The following is a 26,713-nucleotide window of genomic DNA, read 5'->3' as shown; positions in this document are numbered from 1 at the left end:
TTTGCGACCAGATTTTGCCCCCTCGTCCAGGAATCTCGATGTTCCGTTCGCTTTCCTACCTGTCTGCAGCGTTGCTGGCTCTATGCCTGACTGCTTGCGACGACGCCCCTCGCTTCACCAAGGCCGAGCCGGGTGAATCGCGATCCGGTGGCGCGACAACGGTAAACAAGCGCGACCAGAACGCCTTTTCCCTGCCCTCGGCCAACCTGGCACCCAGCCGTCGCCTGGATTTCAGCGTCGGCAACAGCTTCTTTCGCAACCCCTGGGTGATCGCGCCGGCCACCACCACGGCACGGGATGGCCTGGGCCCGCTGTTCAATACCAACGCCTGCCAGAACTGCCATATCAAGGACGGCCGTGGCCACCCGCCGCTGCCCGATGCGCCCAATGCCGTGTCGATGCTGGTACGCCTCTCAATTCCTCTCTCCATTACAGAGCAGCCCCCCTACGCCAAGCTGATCGAACAGCTCGGCGTGGTGCCCGAGCCGGTGTATGGCGGGCAGTTGCAAGACATGTCCGTGCCGGGCGTCGTTCCGGAAGGCAAGGTGCGGGTCGACTACAGCCCTGTCCAGGTCAGCTTCAAGGACGGCACCGTCGTCGAACTGCGCAAACCCGACCTGAAAATTACCCAGCTCGGCTACGGCCCGATGCACCCCGACACACGCTTCTCGGCACGCATCGCGCCGCCGATGATCGGCCTGGGCCTGCTCGAAGCAATCAGCGACGCCGATATCCTGCGCAACACCGACCCCAAGACCGCCGACAAAGACGCAATCGTCGGCCGCGCCAATTGGGTCTGGGATGACGCCCAGCATAAAACCGTACTTGGGCGTTTTGGCTGGAAAGCCGGGCAACCCAACCTCAACCAACAAAATGTTCACGCGTTTTCGGGTGATATGGGTCTCACGACCTCCCTGAGACCCTTTGATGACTGCACCGACGCCCAAGTGGCGTGCAAGCAGGCTCCAAACGGCAATGGCCCTGACGGCGAGCCGGAAGTCAGCGACAACATCCTGCGCCTGGTGCTGTTTTACACCCGCAACCTCGCGGTGCCTGCGCGCCGAGACGTCAACACGCCTCAAGTGTTGGCCGGCAAGAACCTGTTCTACGAGGCCGGTTGCCAGGGCTGTCACAAGCCGACATTCACCACGGCCGCCAACGCCGCCGAACCCGAGCTGGCCAACCAGGTGATACGCCCCTACAGCGACCTGTTGTTGCACGATATGGGCGAAGGCCTGGCCGACAACCGTACCGAATTCAACGCCACTGGCCGTGAGTGGCGCACCCCGCCGCTGTGGGGCATTGGCCTGACGCAAACCGTCAGTGGTCACACCCAGTTCTTGCATGACGGCCGCGCCCGCAACCTGCTTGAGGCCGTGCTGTGGCACGGCGGGCAAGCACAAGCGGCACAGCAACATGTGTTGTCATTTAACGCCGAACAGCGGGCCGCGTTGCTGGCGTTCCTGAATTCTTTATAAGCTTCGCCCCACTCACAAAAGGGAGCTCGACATGTTTCGTCCCAAGTTGTTGTTCACCAGCCTCGCCGCCCTTGCCCTGGGCGCGTGCTCGCCCCAGGACCCGCAAGCGGTGACCTCGGCGGCTATCGCCAAGCAGGTGATCCTGCCGACCTACAGCCGCTGGGTTGAAGCCGACCGCCAGTTGGCCGTAAGCGCCCTGGCCTACTGCCAGGGCAAGGAAAGCCTGGACACTGCCCGCGCCGACTTCCTGCACGCACAAAAAGCCTGGGCCGAGTTGCAACCGTTGCTGATCGGCCCACTGGCCGAAGGCAACCGCGCCTGGCAGGTGCAGTTCTGGCCGGACAAGAAGAACCTGGTAGGTCGCCAGGTCGAGCAACTAGTCAGCGCCCAGCCGCAGATCGATGCGGCCGCCCTGGCCAAATCGAGCGTGGTGGTGCAGGGCCTGTCGGCCTACGAATACATCCTCTACGACGCCAAGCCCGACGTTGCCGACGAAACCCAGAAAGCCCGCTACTGCCCGCTGCTGATGGCCATCGGCGAGCGTCAAAAGGCCCTGGCTGAAGAGATCCTCGCCAGTTGGAACAGCACCGACGGTATGCTCGCGCAGATGACCAAGTTTCCGAACCAGCGCTACGCTGATTCCCACGAAGCCATTGCCGATCTGCTGCGCGTGCAAGTAACCGCACTGGACACCCTGAAGAAAAAACTCGGCACGCCGATGGGCCGCCAGACCAAGGGCATCCCGCAACCCTTCCAGGCCGATGCATGGCGCAGCCAGTCCTCCCTGCAAAGCCTGGAGGCCAGCCTCGCCGCCGCCCAGACCGTATGGGTCGGTGTCGACAACAAAGGCCTGCGCGGCCTGCTGCCGAGCGATCAGAAGCCGTTGGCCGAGAAGATCGACGCCGCCTATGCTGCGTCCCTGAAACTGTTCGCCAGCAACCAGCGCTCCCTCAACGAACTGTTGAACGATGACGCCGGGCGCCAGCAACTCAACGATATCTACGACAGCCTCAATGTGGTCCATCGCCTTCACGAGGGCGAGCTGGCCAAAGCATTGGGCGTCCAACTGGGCTTCAACGCCAACGACGGTGACTGATGATGCTCAGGCGACAGGCTTTGGCGCTGGGTAGCGTGCTGCTCAGCGCCCTCACGTTGGGCGGCTGGACGCTGTTCAAAGGCAAAGACAAGGGACCGCTGCTGCTCTCGGCACGCGATGATGCCGACGGCAAGCACTACGCTGTCGGCTATCGCCTGGACGGCAAGCCCGTCTTTGCCACCCAGGTCGGCCAGCGCTGTCACGACATCATCAACCACCCCACACTGCCAATTGCGTTGTTCGTCGCCCGTCGTCCGGGCACCGAGAGCTACCTGATCGACCTGCGCGATGGCACGCTGCTGCAAACCATCACCTCAAACGCCAACCGGCACTTTTACGGCCATGCGGTGATCCACAAGAGCGGCGACTGGCTGTACGCCACCGAGAACGACACCTCAGATCCCGGTCGTGGGTTGTTGGGTGTGTATAAGTTCGAAGGCGAGCGGCTGGTACACAGCGGCGAGATTTCCACCCACGGCATCGGCCCGCACCAGGTCTCCTGGATGCCCGACGGCGAAACCCTGGTGGTGGCCAACGGCGGCATTCGCACCGAAGCCGAAAGCCGCGTGGAGATGAACCTCAACGCCATGGAACCGAGCCTGGTGCTGATGCAGCGCGATGGCACCTTGATCAGCAAGGAAACGTTGGGCCAGCAAATGAACAGCGTGCGCCATATGGGGATCGCCAGCGATGGCACCATCCTCACCGGGCAGCAGTTCATGGGGCCGTCCCAGGAGCGTTCCGAGTTGCTCGCAATCAAGCGCCCGGGCCAGCCTTTTATGGCGTTCCCGGTAGCCGATGAGCAACTGCAAGCGATGGGGCACTACACCGCCAGCGTGGCGGTGCACAGCGAACTGCGCCTGGTAGCGCTCACGGCGCCGCGTGGCAATCGTTTCTTCATCTGGGATATGGACAGCGCCGAGCTGCGCCTGGATGGGCCGTTGCCCGACTGCGCCGGTGTGGGTGCAGTGGCGGACGGGTTTGTGGTTACGTCGGGACAGGGACGTTGCCGCTTCTATGATTGTCGTCAGGAACGACTGATGGCCAAGCCATTGGAATTACCGGCGGGGTTTTGGGATAACCACCTGCACCTGATCTGAAAATCGCCCCTCTGCAGGAGCGAGCTTGCTCCTACCGTTAAAGCGTCAGGCGTAAAAAAAGGGCCTCGCATCGCAAGGCCCTTTCCAGGAGTTTTACTCGTTTCAACTTTGCGGCCTCATTGCTTGAGACATCCCGAACATGAATAGCAGCAAATCATGATCAGGCCTGGCCGCCACACTTGCCTTGGCAATCCGCGGCAGCAGGCATTGCCCGCCACCGTCTACCGCACTGAGCACTTGTGTGCGAGGTTGTTCCCACGCTGCCAGGGCAAGGGCTGAAATGCCCAACGCCCCGACCAAAAACAAACCTCGTGCTATTTCTAGCTTCATCTGGTTAAACCCTTGATAGCGCTGCCAAACGCCGTCTCGTAAAAGTAGCTGAGTTTTTTCCAGTCGGTATCGTTCCACGACGAATGGCGGCGCAATTGCAGCATGTCATGGGACGCGGCCCGATAAGCGGTCAAACGCTGGCGACATTTTTCAAAGTCCAGCAGGGCCACTTCCACAATCGCCGCATCAGGCTCACCGGTTACCCGCACGAAAATGTGCTTGATATACAAACAACCGTGCTGCCAGCGACCCTTGTGCATACGGGCCAGGGTGCCGGCCAGCTCCTGGAGCAAACGCTCGTGGACCGCCTCGCCGTACTGCTCACGGCCACCGGCGGCGTACCAGTTTTCGATCTCGTCGAAACCGTCCAATGACGCGGTCACCAACAGGGCTTTCCATTGATGCTCCGGGTCGCGTCGCGCCTCGCAAAACACCAACTCCGGCACGCGCACATCCAGCAAACGCAGGCCCTTCAAGGCATCACGCTCACGCAGCACCGTCGGACGCCCGAATGGATGCAACCAACTGCGGTAGATGTGCCCGGTCTGACGCTTGCAATACAGCAAACGCCCATTAGGGCTGACCACTCGCTGCACACCACTTTCACCGCCACGCCGGCGATTGGGTTCTTCGACCCACTCACCCTTCTGGCGCCAGAAATAATCAAACCGCTCCTCGGGAGCTACATGACTGCCTGCTACGCACTCAACTGCCATCTGTTACCTCTTGCGCAATACATACACTCGCCACATGGCGTAGAGCGGTATGAAGTCCAGGGACTCCTGAACACGGAAACCGGCCTGCTCGAATTCTGCCTCGACAGTAGCAGCCGGTAACACAAACCGGTTTTGGTAACCTTCCTGCTCACCTCTTTTGCGACGACGTACTTCGCTGCGCTTGCGCTTCCAGGCCTTGAAATTGCCGTCCACCCACAGCGAAATAATCACGCTGTCACGGGTAACTCGCTGAAACTCACGCAGTATTGTCAGCCTGTGCTCCGCTTCACCGATGTGGTGCATCAAGCGCATGCAGAAAATACTGTCGACGGAGTTATCTGGCAAATCGATATCAAAGGCAGATGTCTGCAAAGGGCGTACCCGTTTCACCACCTCCGCCGGTTGCGCGGTGGTGGCGATCTTCAACATCGACGCCGAATTGTCAGCCCCGATAATCACACGGTTGGGTTTTTCGGCCAGCAACGGCCAGAAACGTCCAGCGCCACAAGGCAGGTCCAGCACCAGGCCCGGCTCACCGGCCATGGCCAGTGCACCACGCGCCAGTTGCTCGTCGCGTTTGTGGGACAACCGGCGAGCCAGATTGTCCTGATGTTTGAGCAAATATTGTTGCGCGTGTTGATCGTCGTACTTTTCGGAAAATTCCAACTTGATTGGGGAAGGCATCGTACGTCTCCGGTAACTGATGCCTGCAACCTTAAGCAGTTAAACGTAATCAACAGGTCAACTCATTGTGAAAATCTTGTCCTGTCCAACTGCATACATTTCAAGACTTTACAGAAACATTCAGTAGCATCGGGCCATCTTCGCTGAAAAGCAGGCAGTCTGCATCCGCAAAACGACAGACTGAACGGTCAGCTTTTGACCTGGCTCAGCTCCACATGAAAACGGCAGCCATTGGGCTCCATCGTCGTCAGGCTCACGCTCCAGCCCTGGCTCTCGCAGATCCGTTGCACCAGCGACAGACCAAGCCCCAGCCCCTCGCCACGGTTCTCGCTGCCGCGCACAAAAGGCTCGAACATCGCTTCGCGCTTGTCTTCAGGAATGCCCACGCCAGAGTCCTCCACCACAAAACCACTCGGCTCCAGCGTGAGGCGGATAAACCCTTGCTCGGTGTAATGCAGTGCATTGCGCAACAGGTTACCCATCACTGCGTGCAGGAACGTAGTGTTGTAGCGAGTATCCAGAGGATTGCCAGGGCAGTAGATCAACTCAAGGCCTTTTTGCTCGATGGGCCCACGCCAGATCCCAAGCAAATCTTCGGCGACCTGCGTCAGGTTGACCTGAGCCGACATGACAGCATCATCGTGCTTGGCGCGGGCCAGCATCAGGAAGGTCTGCACCAGTTCACGCATTTCCTCACAGGCCCGCGCGATTCGCTGGACCTGATTACGGCCGCGTTGATCGATGGCGGGGTTTTCCAGCAGCAGCTCACAGGAGCTGGCCAACACCATCAAGGGCGTGCGCAACTCATGGCTTACATCGCTGGTAAACAACTGCTCACGGGACAACGCCTGCCGCAGGCGACCCAGTGTGGCATCGAACGCCACCGCCAGCTCGCCCACTTCATCGGCTGCATAATCCGGTGCCAAGGGCGGCGCCAGCCCTAATAACTGGTCACGATGTCGCACCTGGCGAGCCAGGCGCACTACCGGCGCCATCACCTTGCGGGCCAGCACCCAGCCGAGGAACACCGCCAGCGCCAGGCTGAGCACGAACCCCACCAGCACCACGGCAAACAGCACGCGCTCGCGCTCTTCAAAATCGCTTTGATCCTGCAACAGCACATAACGCCGACCGTCGATCACCTCGACCATGGCGTGGTACGACAGAGACTCGCGAAATACTTCGTGGAAGCCCGGGTCCAGATGCCGAAGATCCTTGGGCAACTCGAAATCGCCTTGCCCGCCGCTGAAGTAAAACAACTGGTCCGGCTCCGGCCGATGTCGCCAGTCTTCCATGCTGTCCATCAACAGCAGGCGTTGCAGGTCACCGCCCAGGCCCGCCGAGATCAGCTTCTCTTCCACCAGGTGCACCGTCGCAACGATCCCCATGGCGAAGGCCCCCGCCACCAACGCACTCATCAAGGCAAAGGCGATGATGATCCGTTGGGCAAGGCTTTGTCTAAACTCCATCACGTCCCTCGGCCAAGCGATAACCCACCCCGTGCACCGTTTGCAGCAACGGCTTGGCAAAGGGCTTATCGATCACCTGGCGCAATTGGTGAACGTGGCTGCGCAGGCTGTCGCTGTCCGGGCAGTCATCGCCCCACAGGGCTTCTTCGAGAATTTCCCGGCGTAGCACGTGCGGGCTCTTCTGCATCAGCACTGCCAGCAGTTTCAGGCCGACGGGGTTGAGCTTGAGCAGGCGCCCTTCGCGGGTGACTTCCAAGGTATCGAGATCGTAGCTCAGGTCACCCACCTGCAGGGCGCGGCGGCCACCACCCTGGGCACGCCGCAACACCGCCTCGATCCGCGCGGCCAGTTCCGACAAGGCAAATGGCTTGAGCAGGTAATCATCAGCCCCGGACTTGAAGCCTTGCAGGCGGTCATCCAGTTGATCGCGTGCGGTGAGCATGATCACCGGCGTATCGCGCCGTGCGTCTTCGCGCAGGCGTTTGCACAGGGTGTAGCCATCGATGCCAGGCAGCATGATATCGAGCACGATCAGGTCGTAATGCTCGGTGGCCGCAAGGTGCAGGCCCGACAAGCCGTCCTGCGCACAGTCCACTGTGTAGCCTTTGAGCCCCAGGTAATCGGCCAGGTTGGCCAGAATATCGCGGTTGTCTTCAACCAATAAAATTCGCATGGGCAGTGTCTCCGTACGCGGTAACAGCCGTGTTGGCTCGCGCAGCTTAAGGCCAAGCGGGGCTCAGGGATAGAGCTGAAAGGCCCACTGATGAGGGTTTTCAACTGATTACAGGGACAAACGAGTTTTTCACTATAGCTTCACAAACAGACCACAGTGTCAGGGTGAAGATCGCGCCCATCGATCTAAGGAACCTGGACATGGGCTTTCTCAAAACAGCGCCAATGCGCTATTTGCTGTTGATAACCGCTGCCTGGTTATTGGTTTTCCTGCTCACTCGCAGCGTGTTGCTCGTGACTCACCTGAATGAAGTGGGCGGCAACTTGCTGCCGGTGTTTGGCGTGGGTCTGGTCTACGACCTGGGCTTCCTCGCCTATGCGGCCTTGCCGCTGGGCTTGTATTTGCTGCTCTGCCCACCCGCACTGTGGCGCCGCCGCGGCCACCGCTGGTTCTTGCAGGCGCTGCTGACAATCAGCCTGTTCGCCATGCTGTTCACCTCGGTGGCCGAATGGCTGTTCTGGGATGAGTTTGGGGTGCGCTTCAACTTTATTGCGGTCGACTATCTGGTGTATTCCGATGAGGTGCTGAACAACCTGCTGGAGTCTTACCCGATCGGCAAGCTGCTGAGCCTGCTGGCAATGCTGGCGATCCTCATGAGCCTGGCCCTGCGTAAACCCTTCAATGCCGCCATGGCGGCACCGTTGCCGACACTGCGTGGCCGTTTGGTCAATGCCCTGGGCCTGTTGGTGGTCGCCGGCCTCAGCCTGCAACTGATCAGCCAGGACAGCCCGCGTACCCAGGGCGGTAACGCTTACAAGAACGAACTGGCCAGCAACGGCCCTTATCAATTCTTCGCTGCGTTCCGCAATAACGAATTGGACTACACCCAGTTCTATCAGAGCCTGCCCACTGACGTGGTCGCCCGGCAACTGCGCGCCGAACTCAGCGAGCCCAATGCGCGCTTTATCGACCCGGACCCGCTGGATATTCGCCGCGCCATCACCAACCCGGGCACACTGCGCAAGCCCAACATCGTGCTGGTCACCATCGAAAGCTTCAGCGCCAAGTACATGGGCAGCAACGGCGATCAACGCAACCTCACGCCCAACCTGGATGCGTTGCGCAAACAAAGCCTGTACTTCAATAACTTCTATGCCACCGGGACACGAACCGACCGGGGCCTGGAAGCCATTACCCTGGCGATCCCACCCACGCCAGGCCGCTCGATCGTCAAGCGCATCGGTCGTGAAAGCGGGTTCGCGAGCCTCGGCCAACAACTCACGGCCATCGGTTACGACAGCGTGTTTGTCTACGGCGGTCGCGGTTACTTCGACAATATGAACGCGTTTTTCAGCGGCAACGGGTATCGGGTCGTGGACCAAAGCAGCGTGCCCGAGTCAGAAATCTCGTTCAAAAATGCCTGGGGCATGGCCGACGAAGACCTGTTCAAACAGACGCTTAAACTGGCCGACGCCGACTACGCCAAGCAACAGCCGTTCTTACTGCAACTGATGACGACTTCCAACCATCGCCCCTATACCTACCCGGATGGGCGCATCGATATCAAATCCGGCAAGGGTCGCGATGGTGCAGTGAAATACACCGACTACGCCATCAACCAGTTCCTTGAAGCTGCACGCCAGAAACCCTGGTTCGACAACACCATTTTTGTGTTCGTCGCCGACCACACGGCCGGCAGCGCAGGCAAGGAAGACCTGCCGATCACCAACTACCAGATCCCGTTGTTTATCTATGCGCCCAAGCTGATCGACGCACGGGAGTCCGCGCAACTGGCCAGCCAGATCGACCTTGCGCCGACCTTGCTGGGCCTGATCAACCTCAGCTACGAGTCGACGTTCTTCGGCCGTAATCTGTTGCAAGACAACCCGCTGCCACCGCGGGTCGTGGTGGGCAACTACCAGCATCTGGGCTTGTTTGACGGCAAGGACCTGGCAATCCTCAGCCCGCGCCAAGGCCTGCGTCGCCATGACCAGGCTCTTGGAGAAAGCCAGGAGTTGCGCGTCGGTAGCGATGACCCATTGATCCAGCGGGCAATTACCTATTATCAGGCCGCCAGCTACGACTACAAACAGCAACTGCTGAGCTGGAAAGCGCCCAAGGAAGAAGCTCCAGTCTTAAGCAAACGCTAATCAAAAAGCCCCGTGCAGGTGAGCACGGGGCTTTCTCACCAAGGTTCGTGATGAAATCCTCCTCTTCTTTACCGGTTTCCAAACCGCTCAATTTCTGGCTGTGCCTGGGCCTGCCTGCCGGCGCCGCAGTGGTCTTGCTGTTGCTGGAACTGACCTCATTGGACATGGACCTGGCCAGGCGCTTCTACAGCGCGGAGGCTGGCGGCTTCATCGGCCGCTATAGCTTCTTCCTTGAAGACATCCTGCATGATCGGGCCAAGCAACTGGTGATCCTGTTTTCGGTACTGGCGATCCTGGGGCTGGTCGGCAGCTTCATTCTGCAACGACTCAAGCCGTACCGCCGCGAACTGGTGTGCCTGGTGCTGTCGCTGGGAATGGCGACGGCGTTCGTGTCGCCACTGAAAACCATCACCGCCGTGCAATGCCCCTGGAGCCTCAAGGAATTCGGCGGCCAGGAAACCTACAGCGAACTGCTCAGCCCGCGCCCACCTACCGATAAACCTGGCCGCTGTTGGCCCGGCGGACATGCAGCCACCGGTTTTGCCTTGTTCGCCTGGTTCTTCGCGCTGAGGGATCGGCGACCACGACTGGCGCGCAACGCGTTCATTTTTGCCGTCAGCCTGGGCAGCGTCTTCTCAGTCAGCCGTATGCTGCAAGGGGCACACTTTTTTTCCCACAACGTGTGGACAGCGATTTTTTGCTGGCTGATTTGCCTGGGTTTGTATTGCTTGTTGCTGTACCGGCCTTCACGGCAAGCCGTAATGCCGATCAGTTAAGCGAAACGCAACGAAGATTCCGTGTAGGAGCGGGCTTGCCTGCGAAAGACAACGGTAACCACGATGCGAAGCGAGCCGCTCTTGATCTTGATCTGCTTTTGATCTTGGGCGCCCCGTTAAACCACGCTGGCCGGAATTCGACAGGGATTTGGGGGGTAAACCGGCAGGGATGCCGGTTTAGCCGCCCCGCGCCATGGATGGCGCGTGGCGGCGGCCCCCCAAATCCCTGGCGGATTACGGGCACACCGAGCCTGGGCGAAGTGCCGAGTGGTGGGGCAAGAGCGTTGCTTACTTTGGCCTGGGCCGGCATCCCGGCTTTTGCAAAGTGAGCCGCCGTCAGGGCGGAACCCTAAGTGGCCGTTACCGCAGGAATGGATGTGTACTCGGTATAACTGTGTCGGCTGGCAGGCCGCCATCGGGAGCAAGCCCCCTCCCACATTGGGACCGAGGGGTGTCAGGTAGATAGGCGTCGGCTGTCAGGCCGCCAGCGGGAGCAAGCTCCCTCGCCACAGGTCCAGTGTCCTACCGAAGTTGAGTAGATACAGCCGCTCACAAAAAAGCCCCGCCTGCATCACTGCAGGCGGGGCTTTTTATAGCGCCGGGTAAGGCTGGCTTACATCATGCCGCCCATGCCACCCATGCCGCCCATATCTGGCATACCGCCGCCAGCTGCGCCTTCAGCCTTCGGCTTGTCAGCGATGGCAGCTTCGGTAGTCAGGATCAGGCCACCGATGGAGGCTGCTGCCTGCAGCGCGGAACGGGTCACCTTGGTAGGGTCCAGGATGCCCATTTCGATCATGTCGCCATAGACGCCAGTCGCAGCGTTATAACCGTAGTTACCTTTGCCGTTCTTGACTTCGTTGACCACAACGCTTGGCTCGTCGCCGGAGTTGGCAGCGATCTGGCGCAGCGGTGCTTCAACGGCACGACGCAGCACAGCGATACCAACGTTCTGGTCGGCATTGTCGCCGGTCAGGTTGGTCAGGGCTTCCAGAGCACGGATCAGCGCAACGCCACCGCCAGGTACCACGCCTTCTTCAACGGCTGCACGGGTTGCGTGCAGGGCGTCTTCAACGCGGGCCTTCTTCTCTTTCATTTCAACTTCGGAGCCAGCGCCAACCTTGATCACTGCAACGCCGCCGGACAGCTTGGCCAGACGCTCTTGCAGTTTTTCACGGTCGTAGTCCGAGGAGGTTTCGGCAACCTGGGCACGGATCTGCGCGATACGGGACTCGATGTCGCCTTCAACGCCAGCACCGTCAACGATGATGGTGTTTTCCTTGGAGATGGTCACGCGCTTGGCGCTACCCAGGTTTTCCAGGGTGGCGCTTTCCAGGCTCAGGCCGATCTCTTCGGAGATAACGGTACCGCCAGTCAATACGGCGATGTCCTGCAGCATGGCCTTGCGACGGTCGCCGAAGCCTGGAGCCTTGACGGCTGCAACCTTGACGATGCCACGCATGTTGTTCACAACCAGGGTCGCCAGGGCTTCGCCTTCAACGTCTTCGGAAACGATCAGCAATGGGCGGCCGGCTTTGGCAACGGCTTCCAGTACTGGCAGCATTTCGCGAATGTTGGAGATCTTCTTGTCAACCAGCAGGATCAGCGGGTTGTCCAGCTCGGCAACCATGGTCTCTGGCTTGTTGACGAAGTACGGAGACAGGTAGCCACGGTCGAACTGCATGCCTTCTACAACCGACAGTTCGTTTTCCAGGCCCGAGCCTTCTTCAACGGTGATCACGCCTTCTTTACCGACTTTTTCCATGGCTTCGGCAATGATGTCACCGATGGAGCTGTCGGAGTTGGCGGAGATGGTGCCTACCTGAGCGATGGCCTTGGTGTCGGCGCATGGCTTGGACAGGTTTTTCAGCTCGGCAACGATGGCGATGGTCGCCTTGTCGATACCACGCTTGAGGTCCATAGGGTTCATGCCGGCAGCGACGGCCTTGTAGCCCTCGTTGACGATCGCCTGAGCCAGTACGGTAGCGGTGGTGGTGCCGTCGCCTGCGTCGTCGTTGGCACGGGAGGCAACGTCTTTGACCAGCTGCGCGCCCATGTTCTCGAAACGGTCTTCCAGTTCGATTTCTTTGGCGACGGAAACGCCGTCCTTGGTGATGGTCGGAGCGCCGAAGCTCTTCTCGATGATCACGTTACGGCCTTTCGGGCCCAGGGTCGCTTTTACTGCGTCAGCCAGGACGTTGACACCGGTGAGCATTTTCTTGCGGGCGGAGTCGCCGAATTTAACTTCTTTAGCAGCCATGATCGATATTCCTTAAATACTTTGTAGTAACGGGAAAATGAGCGAGGAAATCAGTCTTCCAGTACGGCGAGAATTTCGTTCTCAGCCATGACCAGCAGGTCTTCGCCGTCTACTTTCACAGTGTTGCTGCCGGAGTAAGGGCCGAAAACAACCTTGTCACCCACTTTCACGGCCAGTGCGCGTACATCACCGTTCTCCAGGGTCTTGCCTGGGCCAGCAGCGACGATCACACCGTGGTTGGCTTTTTCAGCAGCCGAACCTGGCAGAACGATCCCGCCAGCGGTTTTCTTTTCTTCTTCGCTGCGACGGATTACGACGCGGTCGTGCAGAGGACGAAGCTTCATTGTCGATCTCTCCTAATTGTGTTTTTCATCGGCCGGTATCAATTCCGGCGGGTTAAATTCCGGCGGTGCCGGTCGCGGCTCGCTGGGCGAGACGCGGAAGTCTGTCTGATGTCACCACCAGAAACCTTGCGGTGACCGTTACATAAGGGCGCATACGCTTATTACAAGGGGGCCGGGAGGAAATTTTTTCTCAGATCGCTCCCCGGGCCAATGCAACACGGCACCCGAAGGTGCCGTGCCAGTGAAGCAGTTATTTGTTGTCGCGGTGTTCGAACTCGCCTTCGATCACGTCGCCTTCACGCCCCAGCGGTTGACGCGGGGCCGGGCCGCCACGGGGTTGCAGGTCGTCGGCAAACGCGCGTTGGCGAATCGCCGCTTCTTCGGCGCGCTGGCGCATCTTGCCGGCCAGCAGTTTGCGGGTAAACGGCAGCAGCAGGACCAGGCCGAGCACGTCGCTGATAAAGCCCGGCAGGATCAGCAGGCCACCGGCCAGGGCCATCATCAGGCCCTCAAGCATGGTCTGGGCCGGCAGTTCGCCGCGGTTCAGGCTTTCACGGGCACGCAACGCCGTGGCCAGGCCGGCCACGCGCAGCACCAGGACGCCGAGCATGGAGCCTGCGATGATCAGCAGCAGCGCCGGGAAAAACCCGATCGCACCGCTGACTTTGACGAATACGAACAGCTCCAACACCGGGAACAGCAGAAAGAGCAATAAAAAAGGGCGCATCAAATGGTTCCTCAACGCAAGAATGCCTTGCCAGTTCACCTTAGATGACGTCGCCATTGTGTGAATTCAAGCTTCGGCAGTGGTTTTTTTCGGCCACACCGCGGCGTGAGCCAATGAAACCAGGGCCTCGCGTACTTGTGTCGGTGTGTTGCAAGGCGTCTCGAAAGGCAACCAATGCAAGCTTTGGCCAATACGCAGGTGCATGCCTTCGCTGTCGATGCCGGCCAACTGCGCAGGCTCGCCAGTCGGCAAACCGCTGAGGTCGACGTAATGGGCGATGGCCTTGGTGTGATCGCTGTTCATGTGCTCGATCATGCTGCGCTCGGCCTTGCCTGCAAACGGATTGGCCAGGGTCAACTGGTCGACCCAGTGAATCGCGCCAAACCCACCGATATAACGGTGGCGCACCGGCTTGAGCACCCAGAAATCGAAATCGTGGGCCTTGTGGTAGTTGGCCGAATCGGGGAAGTAGCGGTAGTAACGCTCGGCGGCCGCTTCAATGGCTGCGCCGTCTTCCAGTTTCTCGGCCTCGGCCAGGTAGGTCAGACGCCCCACGGCCTGCACATCATCAGCCTCGCGCTCACCCACCAGCAATGAGCACTTGGGGTCTTTTTGCAGGTTATGGGTGTGCTGGGCGATGCGGCTGATCAGGATCAGCGGACGGCCCTGCTCATCGAGGCAGTAGGGCACGACCGAGCCGAAGGGAAAACCGGGCATGGCTTTTGACTGTGTGGCCAAAGCCCCACGGTATTCCTTGAGCAACAGCTCTCGGGCGTTCTTGGCAACGTGCGCGCTCAACGTATGACTCCTCGGGTGTTCCGCCGCCCATGGCATATGGGAATGGATCTCAACACAAGGTAATCAATATCCGCGCAGGTTGCCAGAGTGGCCGACGCAGCTTTTACCAGGCCACACCAAAGCCTGCGGTGTAGCGAGTCTTGCTCAGGCTGCTCTCGGAACTGCCGCTGACCTCGTTGCGCTCGGCCTTCAAGTTGAGCGAGGCCCACTCGGTAACCTTGTAGCGCAGGCCCATTTCCGCATCCAGGGAATACTCGGACGGCCCGGCAAGGGGTTTGCCCAATTCGCCGTTGGTGAAGAACTCGACGGTCTTGCCCACCAGGTAGCGGTTGTAGTTCCACTTCATGGCCAGGGAATAGAAGTTGTCCTTGCCGCCGTCGGCGTATTCGTAGTCGGTGCGGTTAACCAGCGAACCGAGGGAGAACGCGCCCAGTTCATCGTCCCAGAACTGATAGCCCGGGCCGGTACCGACAACGCGCTGACGGGCCAGGTCTTCGACCTTGTCGCGCTTGTAGGTCAGGCGGCCCTGCCAGAACCAGTGCTCGGTGATGAAGCGGTCCAGGTTGTACTCCAGCGCCCAGTTATCGGTGGTGGTAACGTCGTCCTGGAACTCGCGGTTGTATTCGCCCTTGCCCGTATGACGCCATTGGCCATGACGGGCCGAGGTCTTGAAGTCGATGTCGTAGTCGTTGGTGTCTTTGTCGGCACGCTTGTAGTCCAGCGCCAGGTCGACGTTGCCCTTCCACACCAGGTCTTCGATCACTGGCTTGGGCTTCATGATCTGTTGGATGCTTGCCAGGTCGACCGTCTTGGGTGCCTCGCCATTGGCCAGCACCACCTTGCCGTCATCCGACGCCTGCAACGACTTGGCCTTTTCGCCGCTGTAGGCGTCCTGCTTGACCAGCAACTCCTGATCGCTTTCCAGGGTCTTGACCTGCTTCCAATCCACCGGGATCGAGCCTGCGTAGGTGGTTTGGATCAGCAGTTTGCCACCGTCGAAGACTTTGATCTTGCCGGTCAGCCGGTCGCCGTTTTTCAACCAGACGGTATCGGCGAGCAAGGGCGTGGAAGCACTGAAAACAGCAAGGCACAACAGGGTTCTGGACAACATAAGCAGATACGGGGCTCAGGGGTGGCAAAAAATAGGGGCGTTATAGTGTTACATGGCTAGAACTGACTCAAGGATTTATATTGAGTTCAATGCTCATCGTCATGTTTACAGACGTTTCTGACAAAACCGCGACGATCTCAACGGATATCCCCATAGTGAAGCCACCTGCCGATACGCCGCAAAGCCCCGCCGAAATGCGGCGTACCGCGCTGTACCTGACCTTGTCGCAAGTGCCCGAAGGCTGTGTGGTGAGCTACGGCGAGCTGGCTCACCTGGCGGGTCTGGGCCGTGCCGCCCGATGGGTCGGGCGCACCCTGAGCCAGTTGCCCGAAGACACCCGATTACCTTGGCATCGGGTGTTGGGCGCCGGTGGTCGGATAAGTCTGCCGGCGGGCAGCGCCTCAGGCGACGAACAACGTGCGCGTTTGCGTAGCGAAGGCGTCACTATCTTGAACAATCGTGTTGATATTCAGCGCCATGGCTGGCGTCCGGTAGAGCACAGCGGTTAGAGTGCGCGCTTTGTTTCCGCAAACCTGAGGCAGACTCCAGCCCATGCCCCGTAAAACCTGGCGCGCCGCGCTCGCCGCCTATGCCAGCCCCTCGACATTAGTGCTGTTGTTGCTCGGCTTCGCCGCCGGCATGCCTTACATGTTGGTGTTCTCGACGCTTTCAGTGTGGCTGCGTGAAGCCGGTGTGGCTCGCGAGACCATCGGCTATGCAAGCCTGATCGGCCTGGCCTACGCCTTTAAATGGGTCTGGTCGCCGCTGCTCGATCAATGGCGCTTGCCGTTGCTCGGTAAACTGGGGCGTCGTCGCTCCTGGCTGGTGCTGGCCCAATCGCTGGTGATCCTCGGATTGATCGGCATGGGTTTTTGTGACCCGCAAAAACACCTGTCCTGGTTGATCGCCATCGCGGTGATCGTCGCCTTCGCGTCGGCCACCCAAGATATCGCCGTGGATGCCTACCGCCTGGAAATCGCCGACGACAGCCGCCAGGCCGCCCTGGCCGCGAGCTACATGTCCGGCTACCGCATTGCCGCCCTGCTGGCCACGGCCGGTGCGCTGTTCTTTGCCGAAGGCTTTGGCTCCACCGGCTTCAACTATAAACACTCGGCCTGGACCGGCACCTATGTGCTGTTCGGCGTGTTGATGGTGCCGGCGTTGCTCACCACCTTCCTCATGCGTGAACCTGATGTGCCACTGCGCACCCAGTTGCAGGCCGGCCGCTACAGTTTCATGCACCAGTTGGTGTCGGTGTTTGTGCTGATCGTGCTGCTGGTCTCGGTGCCGGCGATGTTCACCCAGCTGTACAACACCGACTTCGCCAGCGTGCTGTTCCAAGGCGTGAGCCTGTGGGAACTGCTGATGGAAGACCGCGCGTTCCTGCGTGCCATCCTTTATATCATCCTCACCACCCTGTGCCTTTCGGCCATGGGCCGTCGGGGCCTGGCGCCGGTGCTGACGCCGGTCAACGACTTTATCCTGCGCTATCGCTGGCAGGCGCTGCTGCTGCTCGGGCTGATTGCCACGTATCGCATGTCCGACACGGTGATGGGCGTGATGGCCAACGTGTTCTATATCGACCAGGGTTTCACCAAGGACCAGATCGCCGGAGTGAGCAAGATCTTCGGCCTGATCATGACCCTGCTCGGCGCCGGAATGGGCGGCCTGTTGATTGTGCGGTTCGGGATCCTGCCGATCCTGTTCATCGGTGGCGTGGCCTCGGCCGGCACCAACCTTTTGTTCGTGATGCTCGCCGACATGGGCCCCGACCTGCAGATGCTGATCGTCACCATTTCCCTGGACAACTTCAGTTCGGGCATGGCCACCTCGGCGTTCGTGGCGTACCTGTCGAGCCTGACCAACCTCAAGTTCTCCGCTACCCAATATGCGTTGCTCAGCTCGATCATGCTGTTGCTGCCACGCCTGATCGGCGGGTATTCGGGGGTGATGGTGGAGAAGTTCGGTTATCACAACTTCTTTATGATCACCTGCTTGCTGGGGGTGCCGACGCTGCTCCTGATTGCATTGCACTGGTTCCAGGAGAACCGGCGCGCCCGGCTTAATCCACCACAGGAAGACTGATACGACTCGGTCAATGTGGGAGCTGGCTTGCCTGCGATAGCGATGGTGAACCCAACGCCGCTATCGCAGGCAAGCCAGCTCCCACACAAGCGACGGTTACGACAAATACGCCCCACCACCTCACGCCTGTACTCCAGCAGCAACCGCCCGTACAATCCCAAGTCATTTCAAGTCCAAGCAACCGACAACGGCCTACCATGCGTACCAGTCAATATTTGCTCGCCACACAGAAAGAAACGCCTTCCGACGCGGTTGTGATCAGCCATCAGCTGATGCTGCGCGCCGGCATGATCCGCAAACTGGCCTCGGGCCTGTACACCTGGTTGCCCATGGGCTTGAAGGTGATGCGCAAGGTCGAAGCCATCGTTCGCGAAGAAATGAACGCTGCCGGCTCTCTGGAAGTGTTGATGCCGAGCACCCAACCGGCTGAGTTGTGGCAGGAATCCGGGCGCTGGGAAGAGTACGGCCCTGAGTTGCTGCGCTTCAAGGACCGTCATGGCCGCGATTTCTGCGCCGGCCCGACCCATGAAGAAGTCATCACCGACCTGATGCGCAACGAGTTGAGCAGCTATAAACAGTTGCCGCTGAACCTGTATCAGATCCAGACCAAATTCCGCGATGAAATCCGCCCGCGCTTCGGCTTGATGCGTGGTCGCGAATTCATCATGAAGGACGCCTATTCGTTCCACGCCGACCAGGCTTCCCTGCAAGCGACCTACGACCGCATGCACCAGGCCTACTGCAATGTATTCACGCGCCTGGGCCTGAAGTTCCGCCCGGTTGAAGCGGACAACGGCTCCATCGGCGGTGCCGGCTCCCACGAATTCCACGTGCTGGCCGAATCCGGTGAAGACGATATTGTGTTCAGCAACGGTTCCGACTACGCGGCGAACATCGAGAAGGCCGAAGCCATACCACGTGAAACCTCGCGCCCTGCTCCCACCGAGGAGCTGCGCCTGGTCGACACGCCGGACACCAAAACCATCGCGGCCCTGGTGGAGAAATTCAATCTGCCGATTGAAAAGACCATCAAGACCCTGATCGTGCGCGCTGAAGAAGAAGGCAAGCTGATCGCCCTGGTGATCCGTGGCGACCACGAGCTCAACGAAATCAAGGCCGCCAACCAGCCTGGCGTAGCCAGCCCGCTGGTCATGGCCACCGATGCCGAACTGCGCGACGCCATTGGTGCCGGTGCCGGTTCCCTAGGCCCGCTGAACCTGCCGCTGCCGATCATCATCGACCGTTCCGTCGAGCTGATGAGCGACTTCGGTATCGGCGCGAACATCGACGACAAGCACTACTTCGGCGTGAACTGGGAGCGTGACCTGCCGGTTCCGACCGTGGCCGACCTGCGCAACGTCGTAGCCGGTGACCCAAGCCCGGATGGCAAGGGCACCCTGGAAATCAAGCGCGGCATCGAAGTCGGGCACATCTTCCAGCTGGGCAACAAGTACAGCAAGGCGATGAAGTGCGAAGTGCTGGGCGAGAACGGCAAGCCGATCACCCTGGACATGGGCTGCTACGGCATTGGTGTTTCCCGCGTGGTCGCCGCTGCCATCGAGCAGAACAACGACGAGAAAGGCATCATCTGGAGTGACGCTTTGGCGCCGTTCCAGGTGGCCCTGGTGCCGTTGCGCTATGAAACCGAGCAAGTACGCGAAGCCACCGACAAGCTGTACGCTGAACTGACCGCTGCCGGTTTTGAAGTGCTGCTCGATGACCGGGACAAGAAAACCAGCCCGGGCATCAAGTTCGCCGACATGGAACTGATTGGCATCCCGCACCGGATCGTGGTCAGTGACCGTGGCCTGGCCGATGGCAATCTGGAATACAAGAGCCGGACCGAAGCGCAAGCCCAACCGTTGCCGGTGGCTGACGTGCTGTCTTTCCTTCAGGCGCGTATTCGTCGCTGAAAACCAGATCAAGAGAAGTCATGTTCAAGCGAAACACCAAAGCCCTGGGGGGCGCCGCCTTGTGCGGCGCCCTGCTGGTCAGCGGCTGCGCCAATCAGATGTCGCAACGCAGTGAGCACGAGGAGCGGGTCGAGCGTAAATTGCTCGATCACAGCCTGCAGATCGATGTAGGCGAACCCAAAGTGCTGGAGCTGCCGCAACGCCGGGTTCGCATTCATGAGCAGAAGACCTTCGAGGTCACCGAATTCGAAGTCACCCGTCGTTACGATCGCTACACGCCCTACCAGCCCTGGCGCAAACTCTATGAGATGCCGCTGGGTGCCGTGGCGTTGGTGGCGGGCGTGGGTGCCAACGTGGCGAATATCTTCGCCCTCGGCAACCTGCCCACGAGTGTGACGCGAGACTGGCTGAGCTATGGCGTGGACGGCATCAACCCGTTCATGAACGTGCAATCCCATGGCCGTGCGCAACAGAACCTGGCAGCTATCGATGAAGTCCAGCGCGACAAGCGCCTGGAGTATTCGAGCCTGCCGTGGAGCGAGCGCCCGGTACAAGTCACTGCCGGCAAGCAGACCCATGAGCTGACCACCGACCGCAACGGCATCCTGCGCCTGAACCTGTTGGACAGCCCGTTTGCCGAGCAGGACCTGAACCGCGTCACCACCTTGAAGATCAGCGTGGCAGATGGTCAGGACGATGTGCACACAGACTCGACCCTGGCGGTCAGCAACGGCCTGCGTGGCAAATTGCTGGAAGCCCATGCCTTGATCTACGACGACCTGGAAGATGACGAAGTGAACCAATGGGTGCACCGCGTCAAGCGCCTGTCGGAACTGGGCCTGGAAGAAGAAGCCAGCGAACTGGAACAAAGCCTGATCGAGCTGACCCGCAATGATCCGGAATTGCAGCAGGAGTTTGTGCAGGCACTGACCAAGGATGCGGGGCGGTTGGTCGCAGATCCTGGCGCACGCTGATCGCGCAATACCTGTGAAGATCAAACTGTGGGAGCTGGCTTGCCTGCGATAGCGGTGTATCAGTTAAAGCATTCTTGACTGACACTCCGCTATCGCAGGCAAGCCAGCTCCCACATTTGTTTCGGGTTTCTACCAGGAGAACTCGAGCTGTTCGTTTCCGCCGCTCAAGTCCAGCAACCGCACCCCAATCCCCAGCAATCGCACCGGTTTCCCCCCGCGATTAAACGCCTGGGTCAGCAACTGCCGATAACTCTCCAGATCCCGCCCTGCCCCCGCCTGCTCCAGCGTCGTCTGGGTAAAGTCATGAAACTTCACTTTGACGAACGGCTTGCCCGCCCGATAGCTGCTGTCGATGCGCGCCATACGCCCCGCGAGGGTTTCCATCAATTCGGGAAGTTTAGCCAGGCAGCTTGAAAGATCCGGCAAGTCCACATCGTAGGTATTTTCCACACTGATGGACTGTCGACGACTGTCGTTTTGCACCACGCGGTCATCAATCCCACGGGCCAGGCTCCAGAGTCTTTCGCCAAAACTGCCGAATTCGCGCACCAGCGCCAGTTTGTTCCACTCGCGCAGCTGCAAGCAGTCTTCGATGCCCAGGCGCGCGAGCTTATCGGCGGTGACCTTGCCAACGCCGTGCAGCTTGCTGACCCGCAGCTGCGAGACAAAGTCTTCGACCTGGTCCGGGGTAATCACGAACAGGCCGTTGGGTTTCTTCCAGTCGCTGGCGATCTTGGCCAGGAACTTGTTCGGCGCCACCCCGGCAGACACGGTGATATGCAGCTGGTTGGAGACCCGCCGACGGATGTCCTGGGCAATACGCGTGGCGCTGCCGCCAAAATGCGGGCTGTCGGAGACGTCGAGGTAGGCTTCATCCAGCGACAACGGCTCGATCAAGTCGGTGTAGTCGCGAAAGATCGTCTGGATTTCCTTCGATGCTTCTTTATAGGCATCCATGCGCGGCTTGACGATGGTCAGGTCGGGGCACAGCTTCAAGGCGTGGCGCGACGACATCGCAGAACGAACTCCATACGCACGCGCTTCGTAGTTGCAGGTAGCGATAACCCCCCGCCGGTCCGCCGAGCCCCCCACAGCCAAGGGCTTTTGCGCCAGGCTCGGGTCGTCACGCATCTCGATGGCGGCGTAGAAGCAATCACAGTCGACGTGGATGATTTTGCGCTGCGTCATATAAACGGGGTGTGAACCAACGGGTGGCCAGTATCGCATTCACCCCTGTATATAGCACCAGTAGTTTGATTCTTCCTTCCAAGTGGTAGGAAGTTTCCCCGATGAATTTATTTTCTCAATCGAATTCAGCCTTCCGATAGAGCTGAAAGCCTCAGCCTGACTGGCCCGAAGCGCTTCATGACCCCGCCTTGGAGAGCTAACCGATTGAACCACAAGCGCTTTTGTTTGATTTACAGGTTGACACACTAGCGTTCCTCTGTAGAATGCCGACACACAGACGCGGGATGGAGCAGTCTGGTAGCTCGTCGGGCTCATAACCCGAAGGTCGTCGGTTCAAATCCGGCTCCCGCAACCAAACATCAAAAAAGGCTACTCGAAAGAGTGGCCTTTTTTGTGCTCGCGTGTTTTCTCCCGCTGCGCCTGAAAACACCGCCAACACTTTGATTTCAGAATAATTCGCGCTTATTTGGTCCATCGGCTCATTAACGGTTGACACCTCGCCGCTTGGCTGTAGAATGCCGCCCACAGACGCGGGATGGAGCAGTCTGGTAGCTCGTCGGGCTCATAACCCGAAGGTCGTCGGTTCAAATCCGGCTCCCGCAACCAAACATCAAAAAAGGCTACTCGAAAGAGTGGCCTTTTTTGTATCCGACGAAAAAGTTCTTCTGAAACAATGGCATGGCATCTTTCATGAAACCGTAGTCGGTTTGTAGAGTCCATCTCATTGCACGCTAGGCTCAATGCTCAAGCGCTACCCTCTACGACCAATGGCCGCAGTCGCCGACCCCGGTGATCCGCGTTAATATTTGTAATTATTTTGTCCATAGGGATTGGTAACTTGGCCGGATACCCCCATCCTGTCGCGCACAATCCACGAGGTGATTGATGCGCGCCAACTCGTCTGAACCACAAGACACCGTCACAGCAGAACAACCGATCACGCCGACCCGCTTGCGATGGCTGGATTTGTTGAGCAAGTATCGCCAGCCCATTGGCCTGGCCGTAACGCTGCTGCTGTTTGCAATCGCCCTGATCGCCTGCCGACACCTGCTGCTGGAACTGGACCTCTACGCACTCCACGATTCGATTCTGGAAGTGCCCAAGCCAGCCTTGCTCGGTGCGTTTGCAGCGGCAGTCGCAGGTTTCATTATCCTGCTTGGTTATGAATTTTCCGGCGCACGCTATGCCGGCGTGAAGTTACCCGCCAAGACCCTGGCCCTGGGTGGCTTCACCGCCTTTGCCATCGGCAACGCCATTGGCTTGTCGATGCTCTCGGGCGGTTCGGTGCGCTACCGTTTATATGCACGCCACGGCATCGGCGCATCGGAAGTGGCGCACATGACCGTGTTCGCCAGCCTGGCCCTGGGCTGTGCCCTGCCGCCACTGGCCGCATTGGCCACGCTGAGCAATTTGCCGGCGGCTTCGACTTACCTGCATTTACCGCAAAGCCTGCTCGGGGGGATTTCCGGCGCCGTGTTGGTGTTGTCGGCCATGCTGTGCATCGGCATCTATCGTCGTCGCCTGCCGGAACAGCCCTACCCCGATAACCTGCTGGTCAAGGCCGGGCGTCGCACCCTGCGCCTGCCGGGCCGCCGCCTGACCTTCCTGCAGTTGATCATCACCGCCCTCGACGTAGCCGCTGCCGCTGCCGTCCTTTATATGCTGTTGCCGGAAGCACCGCCCTTCGGCCCGTTCCTGCTGGTGTACCTGCTGGCACTGGCCGCCGGTGTGCTCAGCCATGTGCCGGGGGGCGTGGGTGTATTCGAAGCGATCCTGCTGGCGGCCTTCGCCGACAAACTCGGTGCCGCGCCCCTGGCTGCCGCCTTGCTGCTGTACCGGATGATCTACGTGGTATTGCCGCTGCTGATCGCCTGTGTGTTCCTGCTGGTCAACGAGGCCCAGCGCCTGTTCCAGACCCAGCAAAGCCTGCGGGTGGCGTCGGGGCTGGCAGCGCCGGTATTGGCCGTCCTGGTTTTTTTGTCCGGCGTGGTCCTGCTGTTTTCCGGCGCCACGCCAGAGATCGACTCACGCCTGGAAAACATCGGCTTCCTGATTCCCCACCGCCTGATTGACGCCTCGCACTTTGGTGCCAGCCTGATCGGCGTGTTGTGCCTGTTGCTCGCCCAGGGCCTGCGTCGACGTTTGTCGGCGGCCTGGATGCTGACCATGGTGCTGCTGCTGGTCGGCGCCCTGCTCTCGTTGCTCAAGGGCTTCGACTGGGAAGAAGCCAGCCTGATGACCATGACCGCGGTGCTGCTGGCGATCTTTCGCCGCTCGTTCTACCGCGCCAGCCGCTTGACCGAGCTGCCGTTTTCGCCGCTTTACCTGGTGGCCAGTGTCTGTGTACTCGGCGCCTCGATCTGGCTGCTGTTGTTCGCCTATCAGGATGTGCCTTACAGCCATCAACTGTGGTGGCAGTTCACCCTCGACGCCAACGCCCCCCGCGGTTTGCGCTCGTTGCTGGGCGCTGCGGTGCTGCTGGTGATCGTATCGCTGACCTGGCTGCTGCGCACGGCGCGCCCGGTCATCCACTTGCCCACCCCGGAAGAACTGGAGCGCGCCAGCAAGATCCTGATGGCCTCGTCCCAACCCGACGGCGGCCTGGCGCTGACCGGCGACAAGGCGCTGCTGTTTCACCCCAACGATGAAGCCTTCCTGATGTACGCCCGTCGCGGGCGCAGCCTGGTGGCCTTGTACGACCCGATCGGCCCGACCCAGCCGCGCGCCGAGATGATCTGGCAGTTCCGTGACCTGTGCGATATCCACCACGCAAGACCGGTGTTCTACCAGGTACGCGCCGAGAACCTGCCGTACTACATGGACATCGGCCTCACCGCGATCAAGCTGGGCGAAGAAGCCCGCGTCGACCTGAAACGCTTTGACCTGGAAGCCAAGGGCAAAGAGATGAAGGATTTGCGCTACACCTGGAACCGTGGCACCCGGGACGGCTTGTCCCTGGAAATCTTCGAACCGGGCCAGGCGCCGATGGATGAATTAAAAGTCATCTCCGATGCCTGGCTTACAGGTAAGAATGTACGGGAAAAAGGCTTCTCCCTGGGCCGTTTCAGCGACGACTACCTCAAGCACTTCCGTATCGCGATCATTCGCTTCGAAGGGCGCCCGGTAGCCTTCGCCAACCTGCTCGAGACCTACAATCATGACCTGGCCAGCCTTGACCTGATGCGCGCCCACCCCGACGCGCCCAAGCTCACGATGGAATTCATGATGGTGGGCCTGATTCAACATTATAAGAACCACGGCTACGCCCGCTTCAGCCTCGGTATGGTGCCGCTGTCGGGCTTGCAACCGCGCCGTGGCGCACCGCTGACCCAGCGCCTGGGCTCGATGGTGTTCCGCCGTGGCGAGCAACTGTATAACTTCCAAGGTTTGCGCCGCTTCAAAGACAAGTTCCAGCCCGACTGGGAACCCCGTTACATGGCCGTGCCCGCAGGACTTGATCCGCTGGTGGCACTGGCCGATACCGCCGCCCTGATCGCGGGCGGCTTGACTGGATTGGTGAAACGCTGATGATTCGACGCTCCTGGCGGTATGTATTGGCCTTTGTAGTGCTGCTCGCGCTGGTCGTGGCGGGTGGTTTTTGGTACTGGAATCGCCCTGCCCCGCAACCGACCCTGGAGCAATTGCCCCAGGCCGATGGCTCGGTAATGACCCGCGTCACCCCCGCCAGCGCCGCCAAAGCCCGTGTGGCTGTGGCCGTGATGGCCGATGAAGCGCTGACCGACAGCCAACTGGTTGCCCTGAGCCAGGGCGGCGCGGCGCAAATCGTTCAGGTGATCCTGCCTAAGGATGACTGCAAGCTGCAGGAACAAGCGCTGCAAGGCGCCCTGGCCCAGCTCAAAGGCCCGGCGACCCTGGTCAGCGGCATCGGCCCTGGCGCTGCGCTCGCCTGGCGCTGGCTGGCCACTCAGAATGATGACAAGGCTAACGCGATCTCCGTCGGCTTTGCCCTGAAACAGGAAGGCTGCAACGACCCGCTGCCCACGACCTCTGCCCACGGCAACTGGCTGGTGGCGTGGAACGACAATCCCGACGATGAAAGCGCCAGCTTCGTACGTGACACGCCGCGTGCCACCACCAGCATCAGCGACTACGACATTCATTACCCGCAAGTGCTGAACAACGAGCTGCGCAAGCAACTGGTCGGTTCGGACAACGGTGGCCTGGCGATTCCCGTGGTGGAAGTTCCTGCCGGGCAGGCCAAAGACACCGTGACCCTGTTCCTCTCCGGTGACGGCGGCTGGCGTGACCTGGACCGCGATGTGGCCGGCGAGATGGCGAAGATCGGCTACCCGGTGGTCGGCATCGACACACTGCGCTACTACTGGCAGCACAAGAGCCCGGAGCAAAGCGCCAAGGACCTCACCGAGTTGATGCAACACTATCGGCAGAAGTGGGGCACCAAGCGCTTCGTGCTGACCGGTTATTCGTTCGGCGCCGATGTACTGCCGGCCATTTACAACCGTATGCCGGAAAACGAACAGCAGCGCGTCGATGCGATCATCCTGTTGGCATTTGCGCGCACTGGCAGCTTTGAAATCGAAGTGGAAGGTTGGCTGGGCAACGCCGGCAAAGAAGCCGCCACCGGCCCGGAAATGGCCAAGCTGCCACCTGAGAAGGTCGTGTGCATCTATGGTGCAGAGGAAGTCGACGAGAGTGGCTGCACCGACAAGACCGCAGTGGGCGAAGCCATGAAGCTGCCGGGCGGGCATCACTTCGATGAGAACTACCCGGCGCTGGCCAAGCGCTTGGTGGACATTATCGTCAAGCACCAGGGCAAAGCCGAGTAGCTCCAGGCTGCACACAGGACCCAATGTGGGAGG

At 60.0% G+C, this 26,713-nt stretch carries 22 protein-coding genes and 2 tRNA genes; 13 read left to right on the top strand and 11 right to left on the bottom strand.

All coding sequences use genetic code 11. The features are described 5' to 3' along the window. Positions 1 to 38: 38 nt before the first annotated feature. Genes JH25_RS07210 through JH25_RS07220 form a run of 3 tightly spaced genes read left to right on the top strand, consistent with a single transcriptional unit; the run spans position 39 to position 3,674 of the window. Entirely contained in the window at positions 39 to 1,478 is a 1,440-nt protein-coding gene (locus JH25_RS07210) for a di-heme oxidoreductase family protein (RefSeq protein WP_032879658.1), read from the top strand. Positions 1,479 to 1,509: 31 nt separating this feature from the next. Further along, on the top strand, positions 1,510 to 2,574 hold the full coding sequence (locus JH25_RS07215; RefSeq protein ID WP_005791021.1) for an imelysin family protein: 1,065 nt from the start codon (positions 1,510 to 1,512) through the stop codon (positions 2,572 to 2,574). A 2-nt stretch (positions 2,575 to 2,576) separates the two neighbouring features. Next, positions 2,577 to 3,674, top strand: a complete 1,098-nt coding sequence (locus tag JH25_RS07220; protein ID WP_032879657.1) for a DUF1513 domain-containing protein — start codon at positions 2,577 to 2,579, stop codon at positions 3,672 to 3,674. Between the two features lie 102 nt (positions 3,675 to 3,776). On the opposite strand, the gene JH25_RS07225 is transcribed toward JH25_RS07220, so the two are convergent. The 5 genes from JH25_RS07225 to colR form a co-directional block, all read right to left on the bottom strand. Next, positions 3,777 to 4,004 (bottom strand): hypothetical protein, encoded by a 228-nt coding sequence (locus JH25_RS07225; protein WP_005791025.1) that lies wholly within the window; start codon positions 4,002 to 4,004, stop codon positions 3,777 to 3,779. Next, on the bottom strand, positions 4,001 to 4,720 hold the full coding sequence (locus JH25_RS07230; RefSeq protein ID WP_005791027.1) for a lipopolysaccharide kinase InaA family protein: 720 nt from the start codon (positions 4,718 to 4,720) through the stop codon (positions 4,001 to 4,003). Before JH25_RS07230 ends, JH25_RS07225 begins: the two co-directional genes overlap by 4 nt. A 3-nt stretch (positions 4,721 to 4,723) precedes the next feature. Continuing rightward, a complete protein-coding gene (locus JH25_RS07235; protein ID WP_005791029.1) occupies positions 4,724 to 5,404 on the bottom strand; it encodes a class I SAM-dependent methyltransferase in 681 nt (226 codons plus the stop codon). Positions 5,405 to 5,592: 188 nt separating this feature from the next. Beyond that, positions 5,593 to 6,873 carry a sensor histidine kinase gene (locus tag JH25_RS07240; RefSeq protein ID WP_005791031.1) on the bottom strand — a complete coding sequence of 427 codons (1,281 nt, stop codon included), beginning with the start codon at positions 6,871 to 6,873 and terminating at the stop codon, positions 5,593 to 5,595. Then, entirely contained in the window at positions 6,863 to 7,546 is a 684-nt protein-coding gene (gene colR, locus JH25_RS07245; protein WP_003175870.1) for a two-component system response regulator ColR, read from the bottom strand. Before colR ends, JH25_RS07240 begins: the two co-directional genes overlap by 11 nt. Before the next feature lie 200 nt (positions 7,547 to 7,746). On the opposite strand from colR, the gene JH25_RS07250 reads away from it, so the two are divergent. Together JH25_RS07250 and JH25_RS07255 are read left to right on the top strand one after the other, a co-directional pair. Further along, complete coding sequence (locus JH25_RS07250; protein WP_032879656.1) at positions 7,747 to 9,696, top strand: LTA synthase family protein; 1,950 nt, start codon at positions 7,747 to 7,749, stop codon at positions 9,694 to 9,696. Positions 9,697 to 9,746: 50 nt separating this feature from the next. After that, positions 9,747 to 10,472 carry a phosphatase PAP2 family protein gene (locus JH25_RS07255; RefSeq protein WP_032879655.1) on the top strand — a complete coding sequence of 242 codons (726 nt, stop codon included), beginning with the start codon at positions 9,747 to 9,749 and terminating at the stop codon, positions 10,470 to 10,472. Between the two features lie 613 nt (positions 10,473 to 11,085). Here the strand turns inward: JH25_RS07255 and groL are convergent. From groL to JH25_RS07280, 5 genes are all read right to left on the bottom strand, one after another. Continuing rightward, positions 11,086 to 12,732 (bottom strand): chaperonin GroEL, encoded by a 1,647-nt coding sequence (gene groL / locus JH25_RS07260; protein ID WP_005791041.1) that lies wholly within the window; start codon positions 12,730 to 12,732, stop codon positions 11,086 to 11,088. Positions 12,733 to 12,782: 50 nt separating this feature from the next. Further along, positions 12,783 to 13,076: a co-chaperone GroES gene (locus JH25_RS07265; protein WP_003193940.1), complete on the bottom strand. Its 294-nt coding sequence runs from the start codon at positions 13,074 to 13,076 to the stop codon at positions 12,783 to 12,785. A gap of 250 nt (positions 13,077 to 13,326) precedes the next feature. Continuing rightward, on the bottom strand, positions 13,327 to 13,803 hold the full coding sequence (locus tag JH25_RS07270) for an FxsA family protein (RefSeq protein WP_032879654.1): 477 nt from the start codon (positions 13,801 to 13,803) through the stop codon (positions 13,327 to 13,329). Positions 13,804 to 13,869: 66 nt separating this feature from the next. Beyond that, entirely contained in the window at positions 13,870 to 14,601 is a 732-nt protein-coding gene (locus JH25_RS07275) for a HugZ family pyridoxamine 5'-phosphate oxidase (protein ID WP_032879653.1), read from the bottom strand. Positions 14,602 to 14,704: 103 nt separating this feature from the next. Continuing rightward, positions 14,705 to 15,712: a DUF481 domain-containing protein gene (locus tag JH25_RS07280; protein WP_032879652.1), complete on the bottom strand. Its 1,008-nt coding sequence runs from the start codon at positions 15,710 to 15,712 to the stop codon at positions 14,705 to 14,707. Positions 15,713 to 15,906: 194 nt separating this feature from the next. On the opposite strand from JH25_RS07280, the gene JH25_RS07285 reads away from it, so the two are divergent. The 4 genes from JH25_RS07285 (at position 15,907) to JH25_RS07300 (ending at position 20,684) form a co-directional block, all read left to right on the top strand. Then, positions 15,907 to 16,221 carry an MGMT family protein gene (locus JH25_RS07285; protein ID WP_050549437.1) on the top strand — a complete coding sequence of 105 codons (315 nt, stop codon included), beginning with the start codon at positions 15,907 to 15,909 and terminating at the stop codon, positions 16,219 to 16,221. Between the two features lie 43 nt (positions 16,222 to 16,264). Next, positions 16,265 to 17,797, top strand: a complete 1,533-nt coding sequence (locus JH25_RS07290) for an AmpG family muropeptide MFS transporter (protein WP_005791052.1) — start codon at positions 16,265 to 16,267, stop codon at positions 17,795 to 17,797. Between the two features lie 197 nt (positions 17,798 to 17,994). After that, positions 17,995 to 19,710: a proline--tRNA ligase gene (locus JH25_RS07295; protein ID WP_005791054.1), complete on the top strand. Its 1,716-nt coding sequence runs from the start codon at positions 17,995 to 17,997 to the stop codon at positions 19,708 to 19,710. A gap of 20 nt (positions 19,711 to 19,730) precedes the next feature. Continuing rightward, positions 19,731 to 20,684 carry a hypothetical protein gene (locus tag JH25_RS07300; RefSeq protein WP_032879651.1) on the top strand — a complete coding sequence of 318 codons (954 nt, stop codon included), beginning with the start codon at positions 19,731 to 19,733 and terminating at the stop codon, positions 20,682 to 20,684. 129 nt (positions 20,685 to 20,813) lie between these two features. Here JH25_RS07300 and dinB read toward each other — a convergent pair whose 3' ends face one another. After that, positions 20,814 to 21,872: a DNA polymerase IV gene (gene dinB / locus JH25_RS07305; protein WP_032879650.1), complete on the bottom strand. Its 1,059-nt coding sequence runs from the start codon at positions 21,870 to 21,872 to the stop codon at positions 20,814 to 20,816. Positions 21,873 to 22,150: 278 nt separating this feature from the next. Here dinB and JH25_RS07310 point away from each other — a divergent pair. The 4 genes from JH25_RS07310 (at position 22,151) to JH25_RS07325 (ending at position 26,680) form a co-directional block, all read left to right on the top strand. Beyond that, positions 22,151 to 22,227 (top strand) — tRNA-Met (locus JH25_RS07310). Positions 22,228 to 22,401: 174 nt separating this feature from the next. Beyond that, a tRNA-Met gene (locus JH25_RS07315) sits at positions 22,402 to 22,478 on the top strand. Positions 22,479 to 22,757: 279 nt separating this feature from the next. Further along, positions 22,758 to 25,400 carry a bifunctional lysylphosphatidylglycerol flippase/synthetase MprF gene (gene mprF, locus JH25_RS07320; protein ID WP_005791060.1) on the top strand — a complete coding sequence of 881 codons (2,643 nt, stop codon included), beginning with the start codon at positions 22,758 to 22,760 and terminating at the stop codon, positions 25,398 to 25,400. Then, positions 25,400 to 26,680 carry a virulence factor family protein gene (locus tag JH25_RS07325; protein ID WP_032879648.1) on the top strand — a complete coding sequence of 427 codons (1,281 nt, stop codon included), beginning with the start codon at positions 25,400 to 25,402 and terminating at the stop codon, positions 26,678 to 26,680. The genes mprF and JH25_RS07325 overlap by 1 nt, the downstream gene beginning before the upstream one ends. Positions 26,681 to 26,713 lie beyond the last annotated feature (33 nt).

The sequence above is a fragment of the Pseudomonas sp. BRG-100 genome, assembly GCF_000737955.1.
Taxonomy (GTDB): domain Bacteria; phylum Pseudomonadota; class Gammaproteobacteria; order Pseudomonadales; family Pseudomonadaceae; genus Aquipseudomonas; species Aquipseudomonas synxantha_A.
The sequence above is the reverse complement of the archived record's forward strand: the minus strand, read 5'-3'. Positions and strand labels throughout refer to the sequence as shown.